This window comes from Rhodococcus sp. IEGM 1330, assembly GCF_033142445.1.
Classification (GTDB): Bacteria; Actinomycetota; Actinomycetes; order Mycobacteriales; family Mycobacteriaceae; genus Rhodococcoides.
This window is the reverse complement of the sequence record NZ_JAWLSB010000001.1, coordinates 926131-939878: the sequence shown is the minus strand read 5'-3', so window position 1 is coordinate 939878 and position 13748 is coordinate 926131. Positions and strand designations below refer to the sequence as shown.

The following is a 13748-nucleotide window of genomic DNA, read 5'->3' as shown; positions in this document are numbered from 1 at the left end:
GCAATGAACACCCCTCAGGCCGGCGCAGCCCCCAACGAACGCAGAACCGTGTCCACGATCCGCGTCGAATGATGCGTCGGGTCCGATTTCCGCGCATCGACATGCGCCTGCGAGAACAGCGCGCGCGTGAGAATGGCACCGGTCACCAACTCCAGAAGCAGTGTGGTGGAAGTGCCTTCCGGCAGTTCACCCCTCCCGATCGCGCGTTGAACGATCTGCCTCGTGGTGACCACACGACTCCGATTGAGGGTGTCCGTGAGATGCGAGAGAAGGTCGGGATTGACCATTGCATCGAGCGCGACACGAAGCGATACCAGACCCGAGAGTTCGGCGTAACCATCGGACAGCTGCCGAGACAGTTCGAGGAGATCGCCGCGAACGGTGCCGGTGTCGATCGGAGTGGACAACGGCGATCGAGCCTCCAAAGCCTCGACCAGCAGATGCTCCTTGCTCTCCCACCGCCGGTAGAGCGCGGCCCTCCCCACCTTCGCTCGACGCGCCACGGCGTCGAAAGTGAATCCCCGCCAGCTGGTTTCCCAGTAGACCTCGAGGACTGCGTCGTAGACACGGTCCTCCAGGTCCACATCGCGCGGCCTGCCGGGCCCACGCTGCCGCTCCGATGACATTCGCAAATTATCGCACTGTCGACGCCCGCGCGGATCTCCGTGATCGGCCAGGTCGAGCCATGACAGATATCGACTCGACGAGGCGCTCCACAGAAGAGGCGCTACGCAGCAGCGGAGTCGGATCCGTACCTCCACCGTCCCGCCAGCCGCCCGACAGCATTGACTGCCAGCGCCATCAGCGCGAAAGCGACGGTCAGCACAACCAGACCGATGACGAGCGCAAGGTATCCCTGCGAGCGCGGATCGAGGAACGGATAGGGGTACCAGTCGACGACGGGTCCGCGGATCAGGGTGTAGATCCCGTAGATCAGCGGGAAGAGCAACCACGTCAGGCTGCGCGACTCGGATATCTGCCGCCGCGGCGGTGCGAGCAGCCAATCGATCAGGAGCACCACAGGCATGATGCGATGCACCACATTGTTGGTCCACGGATCTGCGACACCGACGTCGATGTTCGAGAGCAGTACCGCGTAGATGATCCCGGTGATGACCATGTAGAGCGTCACCGCTCCGCGGAACAGCTGCCAGCCCGACGAGCGCGGATCGATCACACCACCGACCGTCAGCACCGACACCGTCAGGACGTTGCTGATCACGGTGAAGTAGCTGAAGTAATTGACCAACGAGAACGTAGGGGCGGCAAGTCCGTCCACGACGATCGAGACGAGCGCTGCGGCAGTGAGCGCCGCGAACAGCACCCGCAGCGTCCTGATCGGTACCGGCGTGCGTGGTTCCGCGGTCACATCGTGCGAGATGCTCATGCGGCGATCCTGGCACAGTCGCGGCCGGCATTCACGACGGTTGCGTCGATACGGATATCCTGGTGTGAGTATGTCTACCTCGAACCCGTCCGGTCAGCGAAAATCTCTCGCCATACGTCTGGCAGACGTCACCATCCGCGACGAGAACCGACTGCGGCGGCGGCTGGACAAGGCGCGCACCGACGACGCGTTCGCAGCCCTCGATCGCGATGTCGCTCGTGCCGAAGCCGTGGTCGCCCATCGCAGAGCAGCGGTCCCCACCCTCGATTTCCCCGAGTCGCTTCCGGTCAGTCTCCGCAAGGACGACATCTCCGCCGCCATCGCCGAGCATCAGGTCGTGATCGTCGCCGGTGAAACCGGCTCGGGTAAGACCACCCAGATTCCGAAGATCTGTCTCGCACTCGGTCGCGGAATTCGCGGGTCGATCGGTCACACCCAACCGCGCCGGCTCGCCGCGCGCACGGTGGCCGAACGCATCGCCGAGGAGGTCGGCGAGCCCCTGGGTGAATCCATCGGCTACAAAGTGAGATTCACCGATCAGTCCTCGGATTCGACGCTCGTCAAGCTGATGACCGACGGTATTCTCCTGGCCGAGATCCAGCGAGACAGACTGCTTCGCCAGTACGACACCCTGATCATCGACGAGGCCCACGAGCGCAGCCTCAACATCGACTTCATCCTGGGTTACCTCGCGCAGCTACTCCCCCGGCGACCCGATCTCAAGATCATCATCACCTCGGCGACGATCGATCCGGAACGATTTGCCCAACACTTCGCCCGCGGCGGCGTACCCGCCCCGATCATCGAGGTTTCCGGCCGCACGTTCCCGGTCGAAATGCGCTACAGGCCACTGACCGTCGACGCGGGTGACACCACGATCGATCTCGACCCCGTCGACGCGACCTGCCAGGCCGTCGACGAGCTGATGGCCGAGGGCGACGGCGACATTCTGGTGTTCCTGTCCGGTGAACGCGAGATTCGCGACACCGCCGATGCGTTGAACGACCGCAATCTGCGCAACACCGAGATCGTTCCGCTGTACGCGAGACTCTCTGCGGCCGAGCAGCATCGAGTGTTCTCACCGCACTCGGGCAGGCGCGTGGTGCTGTCGACGAACGTTGCGGAGACATCGCTGACAGTCCCCGGTATCCGCTACGTGGTAGACCCGGGTACGGCCCGAATCTCGCGATACTCGTTGCGCACCAAGGTTCAACGCCTCCCCATCGAGCCGATCTCCCAGGCATCGGCGCGGCAGCGGGCCGGCCGCTGTGGTCGCGTCGCCGACGGCATCTGCATCCGGTTGTATTCCGAAGAGGACTTCGAGTCCCGTCCGCAGTTCACCGAGCCGGAGATTCTGCGTACCAACCTGGCGTCGGTCATTTTGCAGATGACCGCCCTCGGGCTCGGCAAGATCGATGCCTTCCCCTTCGTCGAGCCACCGGACCCGCGCAGCATCAGGGACGGCATCGGCCTACTCGAAGAATTGGGGGCGCTGAAGCCGGCCACCAAGGATGGCACCGCGGAACTGACCACCATCGGCCGGGAACTCTCGGCACTGCCGGTCGATCCTCGGATGGCGCGGATGCTCGTCGAGGCCAACGGCAACGGCTCTCTGCGTGACGCGTTGGTGGTCGTTGCGGCCCTGTCGATTCAGGACGTTCGAGAGCGTCCCGCCGAGCATCAGCAGGCAGCGGACGAGAAGCATGCGCGTTTCGCCGTGGAGAACTCCGACTTCCTCGCGTACGTGAAGCTCTGGACCTACCTGCGCGAACAGCGGAACGAGTTGTCCTCCAACCAGTTCCGACGCATGTGCCGAACCGAGTTCCTGCACTATCTACGTATTCGCGAGTGGCAGGATCTGCACGGCCAATTACGTCAGATCACCCGCGGGCTCGGGTGGACGGTGCCCGACGCCGACTCCACCGAGACCGCCCTGCATCAGTCGCTGCTGTCCGGATTGCTCTCGCATGTCGGGCTCAGGGAGGGTGACAAGCGCGAGTTCCTCGGCGCCCGCGGAGCGCACTTCGCGATCTTCCCGGGCTCGGGTCTGTTCAAGAAACCCCCGCGCTGGGTCATGGCCGCAGAACTGGTCGAGACCGGACGCCTGTGGGGCCGCATGGCCGCCCGCATCGAGCCGGAGTGGGCCGAACGGTTGGCACCGCACCTGGTCAAAAGGACGTATTCGGAACCTCACTGGTCCATCAAGCGGGAATCGGCGATGGCCTACGAACGGGTGACGCTCTACGGCATTCCGTTGGTGACGCAACGTCCGGTGAACTACCACCGCATCGACCCCGAGGCGTCCCGCGAGCTGTTCATCCGACATGCGCTGGTGGAAGGTGAATGGAAGACCCAACACGCGTTCTTCCACAAGAACAGGGCTCTGCTCGACGACGTCGGCGAACTGGAGCATCGCGCTCGGCGGCGCGACATCGTCGTCGACGACGACGCTCTCTTCGACTTCTACGACGCACGTATCGCCCCAGAGGCGGTGTCGGCGCGGCACTTCGACACCTGGTGGAAGAAGGCACGCAGGCAGGAACCGCACCTACTCGATTTCACCACCGACACCGTCGTCAACTCCGACGCGGCCTCGGTACTGACCGGCGCGTATCCCGACGCATGGCGACAGGGCGAGATCCAGTTCCCACTGACGTATCAGTTCGAGCCGGGCACGGCGGCCGACGGAGTCACCGCTCGGATTCCGATCGCTCTCCTCGCTCAGGTACAGCCGGTCGGCTTCGACTGGCTGGTTCCCGGAATGCGCGGCGAGTTGGTGACCGCACTGATCAAGACACTGCCGAAAGCCCTGCGGCGCAACGTCGTTCCGGCTCCCGACTTCGCGGCCGCGGCGTTGGCGGTCATGAAGCCGCGCGCGGAAACTCTGGTGACGGCCTTGGCACGTGAGCTGTCACGGGCTGCGCAGTGCCACATCACGGCGAAGGACTTCGATGTTGCGGCACTGCCCGATCACCTGAAGATGACGTTCGCGGCCGTCGATCCGTCCGGAAAGGTGTTGGGCAGCAACAAGGATCTGACTGTTCTGCGCACGAACCTATCCGGGGAAGTCGGTCGTCAGGTGGCGAGCGCGGTGGGTGATGCGGAACGCGCGCCCTCGCTGGCCTGGACTTCGGGCACGCTCGGTCGGTTGGAGTCGACGGTCACCAGAGAGGTGGCCGGACAGAAGGTCACCGGCTACCCGGCGTTGGTGCCCGAAGGACAGGGCGTAGCGGTGCGAGTTCTCAGCACGCCCGCGCAGGCGCGGGCCGCGATGCGGTCGGGAACCAGAGCTCTACTGCTGTCGACGGCCCCGAAGGGAGCCAAGGCACTGCTGGCCGGACTGCCGACCGCCGAACGCCTTGCCCTCGGCCAGAATCCGTACGGCGGAGTCGATGCACTCCTCGAAGAATGCCGGGCTCTCGCGGTCGAGGAAGCGATGGATGCGCACGGTGGACCGGTACGAGATCCCGAGGCTTTCGACAAGCTCCGGGCGCTCGTCGACGCGGAGGTTCCACAGCGTACCTCCGCGGTGCTCGCCCTGGTTCGCCCTGTGCTGACCGCTGCCCTGGCATTGTCCGCGCAACTTCAATCCTCCTCGGGCGAGCCGGCAGATGATGTTCGGGAACAGCTCGACGGCTTGATCTTTCGCGGGTTCGTCACCGAGTTCGGTTCTCGCAGATTGGCAGACCTTCCGCGCTATATCGCGGCTGCGACGAAGCGGTTGGCGACCCTGCCGAGCAGCGCGGGCCGTGACGCGGCGGCGATGGATGTACTCGATCGGGTGTACGCGTCGTACGGGCGACTGTTGGATTCGCTTCCGGAAAGCAGAAAGAACAGTTCCGGGGTACAGGAACTGTTCTGGATGATCGAGGAGTTGCGCGTGGGATTGTTCGCCCAGGGGATTCGTACGGCGTATCCGGTCTCGGAGAAGCGCATCGAGAAGGCGATCTCGGACCAGAGTCGCTGACGGGCAGGACTGTCAGTCGATGTCGGCGGACTCGCGGTGCTTGCGCAGTTCGTGGATTTCTTTCTCGAAGTCCTCGGCCGAGCTGAACGAGCGGTAGACGGAAGCGAAGCGCAGGTAGGCCACTTCGTCCAGATCACGGAGTGGACCGAGAATGGCCAACCCCACTTCGTTGCTGGGAATCTCTGCGGATCCCGCTGCACGGATGGCGTCCTCGACCTGCTGTGCCAGCAGGTTCAGCGCATCGTTGTCCACATCTCTGCCCTGGCAGGCGCGTCGGACTCCCTTGACGACTTTCTCGCGGCTGAACGGCTCGGTCACGCCGCTGCGTTTCACGACTGCAAGCACTGCGGCCTCGACGGTCGTGAATCGACGACCGCACTCCGGGCAGGATCGACGCCGCCGGATTGCTTGCCCCTCGTCCATCTCACGCGAGTCGACCACGCGTGAGTCGGGATGCCTGCAGAACGGGCAATGCATAAGGGATCCTCCGTCGTAGCCGATGCTCCGACGACGAGCACGCACATCGGGGCAGTCTGTCGAGGATACTCAGTCTTCTCGAACCCGACGGGGCCGGTGGTCATCTGCCGGGCGTGTACTCGACGAGAGCTCCGTCGTGCACTTCGACCACACCGGCCGGCTGCGCGCCTGCATCGGGGGCAACGGCCCGCAGGTTCGCGATGCCGATCAGGCCGCCTGCCACGACCAGGACCGCCAACACGGTCAGCACGAGCGATCGCATCCGAACCGGCTGACTCGCGAAGTGCGCGGAGGTCGCGTCGAACTCGCGATCGGCCTCCTCGCGATCGGTGACATCGGTCCACGACGGATCGAGGACCGGGAGGCACGGTGCGCTCTGCGTACGGGGTGCCGTGACACCGTGCATCCCGATGGGACTCTGCAGAACGGGACGCGCCCGGCGGCGACGCTCGACGACAGTGGATCGGGCACGGACACCGGCGGCGGTGGGGCGATCGGTGATGATGGTCATCGGAACCTCGACTTCGCTCGTTGGATCGAATGTTCGATCAGGCGTTCGATGGACGCTTGTTCGAAGTTCTATCACGAGCCTCCGACAAAGTCTGTAGAAAACGCGACACGAGTCGAACAGATGTTTGATTCAACAGCTGATACACGCTAGATTCGTGTCAGAAACCACACGCCACGAGTCGACACCATCAACTCCAGTCCGCGCAGACCTACCCCGCAGACCGGATCCAGGACACCAGCAGGAGGCCGACAGCATGAAGGACGAGACCTCGACGAGGTCGACCACGCGTTCCACGACGACGGGTTCCAAGACGACCGGAGCCAGGGCCACCGCAACGAAGGCCGCAGCGGGTAAGCCGGCCGCGGAACCGACATCCAAGGCCATGGAGGTCGACACCGACATCAGTGCGGGTCTCACCGAGCGGCAGCGGAAGGTACTCGAGGTCATTCGCGCTTCGGTCACCGAGCGCGGTTACCCACCGAGCATTCGGGAGATCGGTGATGCGGTCGGCCTGACATCGACCTCCTCCGTCGCTCACCAACTCCGCACCCTCGAGCGCAAGGGCTTCCTCCGGCGCGACGCCAACCGCCCCCGCGCCGTCGACGTCCGCGGTCTCGACGAGGTGCAGGCCGATCAGGCTGCCGCCGCCGTCGACGGATCGCCGGCGTCCGAGGAACAGGATCGGTTGCCGACCCCGACGTTCGTACCGGTATTGGGCCGGATCGCCGCCGGCGGTCCGATTCTGGCCGAAGAGGCCGTCGAGGACGTGTTTCCGCTCCCCCGCGAGCTGGTGGGTCAGGGTTCTCTGTTTCTGCTCAAGGTGGTCGGCGAGTCGATGATCGACGCGGCGATCTGCGACGGCGACTGGGTGGTTGTTCGTCAGCAGTCCGTGGCCGACAACGGCGACATCGTCGCTGCCATGATCGACGGCGAGGCCACCGTCAAGACGTTCAAGCGGTCCAAGGGCGAGGTGTGGCTGCTGCCGCACAACCCGCTCTTCGAGCCGATTCCGGGCAACAACGCCGCGATCCTCGGCAAGGTCGTCACCGTGATGCGCAAGCTGTAGAAATCGACACCGAAGTGACACGCGAAGGGCCGCAGCACATAGTGCTGCGGCCCTCTGCGTTCTTCGGATCAGCGGATCACAGATTCAATCCGCGGCCGATGATCTCCTTCATGATTTCGGTGGTGCCGCCGTAGATGGTCTGCACACGAGAGTCCATGTACGCCTTGGCGATCGGGTATTCCTTCATGTAGCCGTAGCCACCGTGCAGCTGCAGGCACCGGTCGATCAGTTTCACCTGATTCTCGGTGGTCCACCACTTCGCCATCGCGGCTTCTTGGACGGTCAACTTGTCTGCGTTGAGCAGTTCGATGAACTTGTCCACCATGATTCGGGTGGCGGTGGTTTCGGTGGCCAACTCCGCCAACACGAATCGGGTGTTCTGGAACTTGCCGATCGACTTTCCGAAGGCCTTGCGGTCGCGGCAGTACTGGATGGTCATGTCCAGTGCCGATTCCATCGCCGCTGCGGCGACGACGGCGATGGAGAGCCGCTCCTGAGGCAGATTCTGCATCAGGTAGATGAAGCCCATGCCCTCGTCGCCGAGCAGGTTGGCAGCGGGCACGCGAACATCGGTGAAGCTGAGTTCGGCGGTGTCCTGGGCCTTCATGCCGATCTTGTCGAGGTTGCGGCCTCGCTCGAATCCGGGCATGTCGCGTTCGACGACCAGCAGGCTGAAGCCCTGTGCGCCCTTCTCGGGATCGGTGCACGCCACGACGATGATCAAATCGGCGTTGATTCCGTTGGTGATGAATGTCTTCGAGCCGTTGAGCACCCAGTCGTCGCCGTCGCGTACGGCCTTGGTCTTGATGCCCTGCAGGTCGCTTCCGGTGCCCGGCTCGGTCATCGCGATCGCGGTGATCAGTTCGCCGGAGCAGAATCCGGGGAGCCAGCGCTGCTTCTGCTCGTCATTCGCAAGATCGATCAGATACGGCGCGACGACGTCGTTGTGCAGGGTGAAGCCGATACCGCTGTATCCACCGCGGGTGGTTTCCTCGGTGACGATGGCGTTGTAGCGGAAGTCCTTGACTCCGCCGCCGCCGAATTCCTCGGGCGCAGCCGTTCCGAGGAAGCCCTGCTTACCGGCCTCGACCCAGACGCCGCGGTCGACGATGTTCTGCTCTTCCCACTTCGCATGATTGGGGGCTACGTGCTGTTCGAGAAACTTCCGGTACGACTCCCGGAACAGCTCGTGCTCGGGCTCGAAAAGTGTGCGTTCCACGAATGTCTCCTTGTTCGGTGCATACCGACGTCGACCTGTGAACGGTGTCATTCGCGGTCGTCGGTACGACTGACGTCACGTTCCAACAGTACGTTCGGGGTACAGCGGAGGTCGATGACCAAAACGTGCGCGATCCGTGACCGACCCCGCTAGCGACCTCGTTTGCCTGTACTCCTCGCGAGCGCCGAGACGATCGGGTAGCCGACAAGGATGCCGACGGAACCCCACGCGATACCGCCGAGCTCGACCGATCCGACAGCCAGTGTCAGGTCACCGATTCCGGCGACGAGCGCCGCAGCGACGACCATGAGATTGACCGGATCGGTGAAGTCGACCTTCGCGTCGGTCCAGATGCGAACGCCCAGTAGCCCGATGAGTCCGTACAGAACCAGGGTCGCTCCCCCGATGACGCCGTCGGGCACGGTGAAGATCAGGGCACCGAACTTGGGCGAGAACGCCAGCACTATCGCGGTGACGGCCGCGACCCAGTACGCGGCCGTCGAATAGACGCGGGTGGCGGCCATGACCCCGATGTTCTCGGCGTACGTGGTGGTGCCCGAGCCACCAGCGGCTCCGGCCAGGGTGGTCGCCAACCCGTCGGCGATCAGCGCGTCGCCTGCCACGTCGTCGAGGTTCTTGCCGGTCATCGCAGCGACGGCCTTGACGTGTCCGACGTTCTCGGCGACGAGGACGATCACCACCGGCAGCGCCACCAGGATCACCGACAGCTCGAACGACGGTCCACGGAACTCCGGCAGGCCGATCCAGCTCGCCGCACTCAGAGCGTCGAGGCGTGGCTGCGCGATTCCACCGGTGACCGCGGCGAACACCCAACCGACGACGACACCGACCAGAATTCCGAGTCGCCCGAGCAGTCCCGGTCCGATGGCCGTGGCCAACAGAATGGCGACAAGCGTGACGGCGGCGATGAGGGGCTGCGCCTCGAACGACGTCGTCGCGGCCGGGGCCAGATTCAACCCGATCAACACGACCACGGCACCGGTGACCACGGGCGGCATGGCGGCGTCGAGCACGCGCCGACCGGCGATCTTGACCACGACCCCGATGGCCGCGAGTACGAGTCCGACGCACAGAACGGCGCCGAGCTGCGCGGCCGGGCCGTTCGCCTGGGTGGCACCGAGCGGAGCAAGGAATGCGAAGGACGACCCGAGGTAGCTGGGCACGCGCCCCCGGGTGATGATCAGGAACAGCACCGTCCCGATGCCCGAGAACAGCAGTGTCGTCGACACCGGGAAGCCGGTGATCGTCGGAACGAGCAACGTGGCACCGAACATCGCGACGACATGCTGCATCCCGATGCCGACGGTGCGCGGCCACGTCAATCTCTCGTCCGGTGCCACCACCGCCCCGGCCTCGACGGTCTTTCCGTTTCCGTGCAGCGTCCAACCCAGATTTCTCATGATGGGAAAAGACTATGGCGTCAGCCGAGGATCGCGCTCACTGCCTCACGGGCAGCGGCGGTGCTGTCCGTTTTGAGCGCTGCGGCGGCCGCTTCCTTGCACTGGGCGAGCGTGACCGTGGCCAATTTGGAACCCACATGCGCGACGGCGGCCGACGCAGCAGACAGTGAGGTGATGCCGAGTCCGACCAACACACAGGCCAGGAGCGGATCGGCAGCGGCCTCGCCGCAGACCCCGACCGGCTTGCCGGCCTTGGCACCCGCGGCAGCGGTGTGGGCCACCAGTGCCAATACCGCCGGCTGCCACGGATCGGTCAGACCGGCGAGCTGAGCAGACATGCGGTCGGCGGCCATCGTGTACTGCGCCAGGTCGTTGGTGCCGATGGACAGGAAGTCCACATGCTCGAGGATGTGCTCGGCGAGCAGCGCGGCTGCGGGAACCTCGATCATGACGCCGGGTGTCAGTCCTCGTTCACGGACGTCGGCGGCGAAATCTTTCGCCTCCAGCGCGGTTGCGATCATCGGAGCCATCACCCACGGGGAGGAATCGGTCGCCTTCGCGGCTGCTGCGATGCCGTCCAGCTGGCGGTACAGAATCCCGCGGTCGGCCTCGGCGATGCGGATGCCGCGAATGCCCAGGGCCGGATTGGCCTCGTCGGGATGGGTGGCAAACCTGAGCGGCTTGTCCGAGCCGGCGTCGAGAGTCCGCACGACGACCTTCTTGCCTGCGAACGCGTCGAGCACCTGGGCATAGATCTCGGCCTGCTCGTCGACGGTGGGTTCGGAGTCGCGGTCGAGAAAACACAGTTCGGTTCGGAACAGTCCGACGCCATCCGCTGCGCTGGACCGCGCTGCGCGAGCACCGGCACCGTCCTGGACGTTGGCGAGAATGTCGACCGCATGGCCGTCGGCGGTGGTACCAGGACCGACCCACTGGGATACCCGGTCGAGCTCGTCGCGGGCAGACACGACGGCAGCGCGAGCCGAGTCGGCGTCGGGTTCGAGGTCGATGCGGCCGCTGGTTCCGTCGACAGATGCGTTCGTACCTGCGGCGATGTCGTCGAGCCCGGCCACGGCGACGATGCACGGGATACCGAGCTGGCGGGCGATGATCGCGGTGTGGCTGGTCGGACCTCCGAGCGAAGTCGCCAGTCCGACGATCAGGGTGGGGTCGAGGCCCGCGGTGTCGGCCGGCGCAAGGTCGTCGGCGAACAGGATCGACGGTTCGTCCGGCACCGGAACACCGGGCTCCGGAACACCCAGGATCTCGGCGATGACGCGATCACGGATGTCGCGAAGATCGGTCACGCGCTCGGCCATCAGTCCGCCGAGCTGGGTGAACATCGCGGCGAACTTCTCCGTCGCTGCCGCTGTCGCGGTGACGGCTGAACTGCCCTTGGCGATCGAGGCGCGCGCGGCCCCGAGCCAACCGCGGTCCGTTGCCATCGCGGCGTTTGCCGACAGCACCTCCGAGGCAGCTCCCGTCGCCAGCTCCGCGCGACCGCGCAGTCGAGCGGCGACGGCGTTCGCAGCGGCATCGAAGACAGCCTTCTCCGACTCCCGATCGGCCTCGGCAACCTCGCCGGTATCGGCGGGAATGGACGGACGGGCACCGGGACGAATGACGGGACCGTATCCGACACCGGGCACGACGGGCGTGCCGTGCAGCGTGGTCTGCGCTGCCCCGGTTTCGGCCGCATCGACTGTGGTGTCTGCGTGTCCGGTCGAAGCGGTGCTAACCGATCCCGTCATGTGGTCCTCCTCGGATCCTGCGTGAACAAAAGGTCTTCGTACTGTTCGGCGAGCTGTGGCGCACTCAATTGCTTGCCTGTGTTGTGACCGAGATTACTCCAAAGCCTTGACATGTCAACACACACGGGCGTAAAACAACATAAAGCAACATCAACCGGGAAGGAGACGCAGGTGTACGCCGAAGAACGACAGCACGCGATTGCCGAATTGATCAGCACCCACGGCCGCGTCTCCGTCAACGATCTCTCCGCCACCTACGGCGTCACGACAGAAACGGTGCGCCGCGACCTCGCCACTCTCGATCGAATGGGCGTCGTGCGCCGCGTCCACGGTGGAGCTGTACCCGCATCGGCGCTGACCACACTCGAACCGGGCGTCTCGGAACGCGAGTTCACCCGCGCCGATCAGAAGGACGCGATCGCGGCCGCCGCCCTGTCCTTCCTGCCACCGGTCGGGGGCAGCGCCGTGTTCGATGCCGGCACCACTACGGGCCGACTCGCCGGTTTGCTTCCTCACGATCGCGAGCTGACGTTGGTGACCAACTCGGTCCCGATCGCCGCTCGCGCCGCGACGATGTCGAGCGTCAGCCTTCGACTGCTCGGCGGACGTGTACGCGGGACCACCCAGGCGGCTGTCGGCGACGAAGCGCTGAGCGCCCTCGAATGGCTCCGCGTGGACGTCGCGTTCATCGGCACCAATGCCATCAGCGTCGGGCACGGACTGTCCACTCCCGACAGCGACGAGGCAGCAGTAAAGCGTGCCATGGTCGAGGCGGCCAACCACGTTGTGGTGCTGGCGGATTCGTCGAAGATCGGCCGCGAGCATCTGGTCAGCTTCGCCCGAGTGGGATCCATCGACGTCATCGTCACCGACAGCGACATTTCGACCAATGACCGAAAGAATCTCAGCGACAAAGGAATCGAGGTGGTGATCGCATGATGGTCACACTCACGGCCAATCCGAGCGTGGACCGCACGGTCACACTCGACGCACCGCTCGTCCGCGGCGGCGTACACCGGGCATCGACGTCGGCCACCGACCCGGGCGGCAAGGGCGTCAACGTCGCTCGCGTACTCGGCGGATCGGGAGTCGAGGCGTTGGCAGTGCTTCCGGCCAACGTCGGCGACCCCCTGCTCGACGCGATGGCCGCGAAGGGAGTGCGGTATTCCGCGGTTCCGACGTCGGGTCCGGCTCGGACCAACATCACGGTGAGCGAGGTCGGCGGTACCACCACCAAGATCAACGAGCCCGGTGCGACGGTGTCGGAGCGCACCCGCGCCGAGCTGCGGGAGCGAATCCTCTCTCTCGCAGTCGATGCCGAATGGGTGGTGCTCTCCGGTTCACTTCCGCCCGGTCTGCCCGTCGACTGGTATGCCGAGCTCGTCACGGCGCTGCGTGCCACGTCCGCGAAAGTTGCGGTGGACACCTCCGACGAGCCACTGCTCGCTCTCGCGGCGGCGTTCCCTGAGTCGGCACCCGATCTGATCAAACCCAATTCCGAGGAACTCGCCCAACTCACCGGGTACGATTCCGAGGAGTTGGAAAGCGCAGCGGCGCAGGGTGATCCGACGGCTGCGATCGCGGCCAGCACAATCCTTCTCGGCCGCGGCGTCGGCGCGGTACTGGCCACGCTCGGCAGTGCCGGAGCCGTACTGGTCACCGAGGACGGGTCCTGGTACGCCAGCCCGCCCCCGATCACCGCGGTCAGCACGGTCGGCGCAGGCGATTCCTCGCTCGCCGGCTACATCCTCGCCGATGCCGAGAACTGCTCCGACGCAGACAAACTTCGCCGCGCCGTCGCCTACGGAACGGCAGCCACCGCACTACCAGGCACCACGCTTCCTCTGCCCGAGCAGACCCACCCGAATTCGGTGACGGTCCGTGCGCTCGACATCCCCACCTCCGTCACCCAGTCCACACTCTCCCCTTCTTCGAACCGTCTCTAGGAG

The 13748-nt window shown here is 65.1% G+C and carries 11 protein-coding genes; 4 read left to right on the top strand and 7 right to left on the bottom strand.

Going from position 1 to position 13748, the window contains the following annotated elements:
- Positions 1–14: 14 nt before the first annotated feature.
- Together R4P57_RS04335 and R4P57_RS04330 are read right to left on the bottom strand one after the other, a co-directional pair.
- Positions 15–626: a TetR/AcrR family transcriptional regulator gene (locus R4P57_RS04335; protein ID WP_317801583.1), complete on the bottom strand. Its 612-nt coding sequence runs from the start codon at positions 624–626 to the stop codon at positions 15–17.
- Between the two features lie 101 nt (positions 627–727).
- Entirely contained in the window at positions 728–1387 is a 660-nt protein-coding gene (locus R4P57_RS04330) for a Pr6Pr family membrane protein (protein ID WP_317801582.1), read from the bottom strand.
- A 70-nt stretch (positions 1388–1457) separates the two neighbouring features.
- Here R4P57_RS04330 and hrpA point away from each other — a divergent pair, with 70 nt between their 5' ends.
- Entirely contained in the window at positions 1458–5354 is a 3897-nt protein-coding gene (gene hrpA / locus R4P57_RS04325) for an ATP-dependent RNA helicase HrpA (RefSeq protein WP_317801581.1), read from the top strand.
- A gap of 12 nt (positions 5355–5366) precedes the next feature.
- On the opposite strand, the gene nrdR is transcribed toward hrpA, so the two are convergent.
- Both nrdR and R4P57_RS04315 read right to left on the bottom strand, forming a co-directional pair.
- Entirely contained in the window at positions 5367–5831 is a 465-nt protein-coding gene (gene nrdR, locus R4P57_RS04320; protein WP_008716872.1) for a transcriptional regulator NrdR, read from the bottom strand.
- A gap of 100 nt (positions 5832–5931) precedes the next feature.
- Positions 5932–6342 carry a hypothetical protein gene (locus R4P57_RS04315; protein WP_317801580.1) on the bottom strand — a complete coding sequence of 137 codons (411 nt, stop codon included), beginning with the start codon at positions 6340–6342 and terminating at the stop codon, positions 5932–5934.
- A 382-nt stretch (positions 6343–6724) separates the two neighbouring features.
- On the opposite strand from R4P57_RS04315, the gene lexA reads away from it, so the two are divergent.
- Positions 6725–7408, top strand: coding sequence for a transcriptional repressor LexA (gene lexA, locus R4P57_RS04310; protein WP_317801713.1), 684 nt, complete (start codon positions 6725–6727; stop codon positions 7406–7408).
- Between the two features lie 76 nt (positions 7409–7484).
- Here the strand turns inward: lexA and R4P57_RS04305 are convergent, their stop codons facing one another.
- The 3 genes from R4P57_RS04305 to ptsP form a co-directional block, all read right to left on the bottom strand.
- Positions 7485–8627, bottom strand: coding sequence for an acyl-CoA dehydrogenase family protein (locus tag R4P57_RS04305; RefSeq protein ID WP_317801579.1), 1143 nt, complete (start codon positions 8625–8627; stop codon positions 7485–7487).
- 149 nt (positions 8628–8776) lie between these two features.
- Positions 8777–10048 (bottom strand): uracil-xanthine permease family protein, encoded by a 1272-nt coding sequence (locus R4P57_RS04300; RefSeq protein ID WP_317801578.1) that lies wholly within the window; start codon positions 10046–10048, stop codon positions 8777–8779.
- 20 nt (positions 10049–10068) lie between these two features.
- Positions 10069–11799: a phosphoenolpyruvate--protein phosphotransferase gene (gene ptsP, locus R4P57_RS04295; protein WP_317801577.1), complete on the bottom strand. Its 1731-nt coding sequence runs from the start codon at positions 11797–11799 to the stop codon at positions 10069–10071.
- 171 nt (positions 11800–11970) lie between these two features.
- Between ptsP and R4P57_RS04290 the strand changes: the two genes are divergently transcribed.
- Positions 11971–12738, top strand: coding sequence for a DeoR/GlpR family DNA-binding transcription regulator (locus R4P57_RS04290; RefSeq protein ID WP_317801576.1), 768 nt, complete (start codon positions 11971–11973; stop codon positions 12736–12738).
- The gene (locus tag R4P57_RS04285; protein ID WP_317801575.1) at positions 12735–13745 is read left to right on the top strand and encodes a 1-phosphofructokinase family hexose kinase; all 1011 of its coding nucleotides are present in this window, start codon (positions 12735–12737) and stop codon (positions 13743–13745) included. Before R4P57_RS04290 ends, R4P57_RS04285 begins: the two co-directional genes overlap by 4 nt.
- Positions 13746–13748 lie beyond the last annotated feature (3 nt).

What these genes read in the sequence shown, in the direction of transcription:
- R4P57_RS04335 (WP_317801583.1), bottom strand. Translation starts at nt 626, where the DNA reads ATGTCATCGGAGCGGCAGCGTGGGCCCGGCAGGCCGCGCGATGTGGAC.
- R4P57_RS04330 (WP_317801582.1), bottom strand. Translation starts at nt 1,387, where the DNA reads ATGAGCATCTCGCACGATGTGACCGCGGAACCACGCACGCCGGTACCG.
- hrpA (WP_317801581.1), top strand. Translation starts at nt 1,458, where the DNA reads ATGTCTACCTCGAACCCGTCCGGTCAGCGAAAATCTCTCGCCATACGT.
- nrdR (WP_008716872.1), bottom strand. Translation starts at nt 5,831, where the DNA reads ATGCATTGCCCGTTCTGCAGGCATCCCGACTCACGCGTGGTCGACTCG.
- R4P57_RS04315 (WP_317801580.1), bottom strand. Translation starts at nt 6,342, where the DNA reads ATGACCATCATCACCGATCGCCCCACCGCCGCCGGTGTCCGTGCCCGA.
- lexA (WP_317801713.1), top strand. Translation starts at nt 6,725, where the DNA reads ATGGAGGTCGACACCGACATCAGTGCGGGTCTCACCGAGCGGCAGCGG.
- R4P57_RS04300 (WP_317801578.1), bottom strand. Translation starts at nt 10,048, where the DNA reads ATGAGAAATCTGGGTTGGACGCTGCACGGAAACGGAAAGACCGTCGAG.
- ptsP (WP_317801577.1), bottom strand. Translation starts at nt 11,799, where the DNA reads ATGACGGGATCGGTTAGCACCGCTTCGACCGGACACGCAGACACCACA.
- R4P57_RS04285 (WP_317801575.1), top strand. Translation starts at nt 12,735, where the DNA reads ATGATGGTCACACTCACGGCCAATCCGAGCGTGGACCGCACGGTCACA.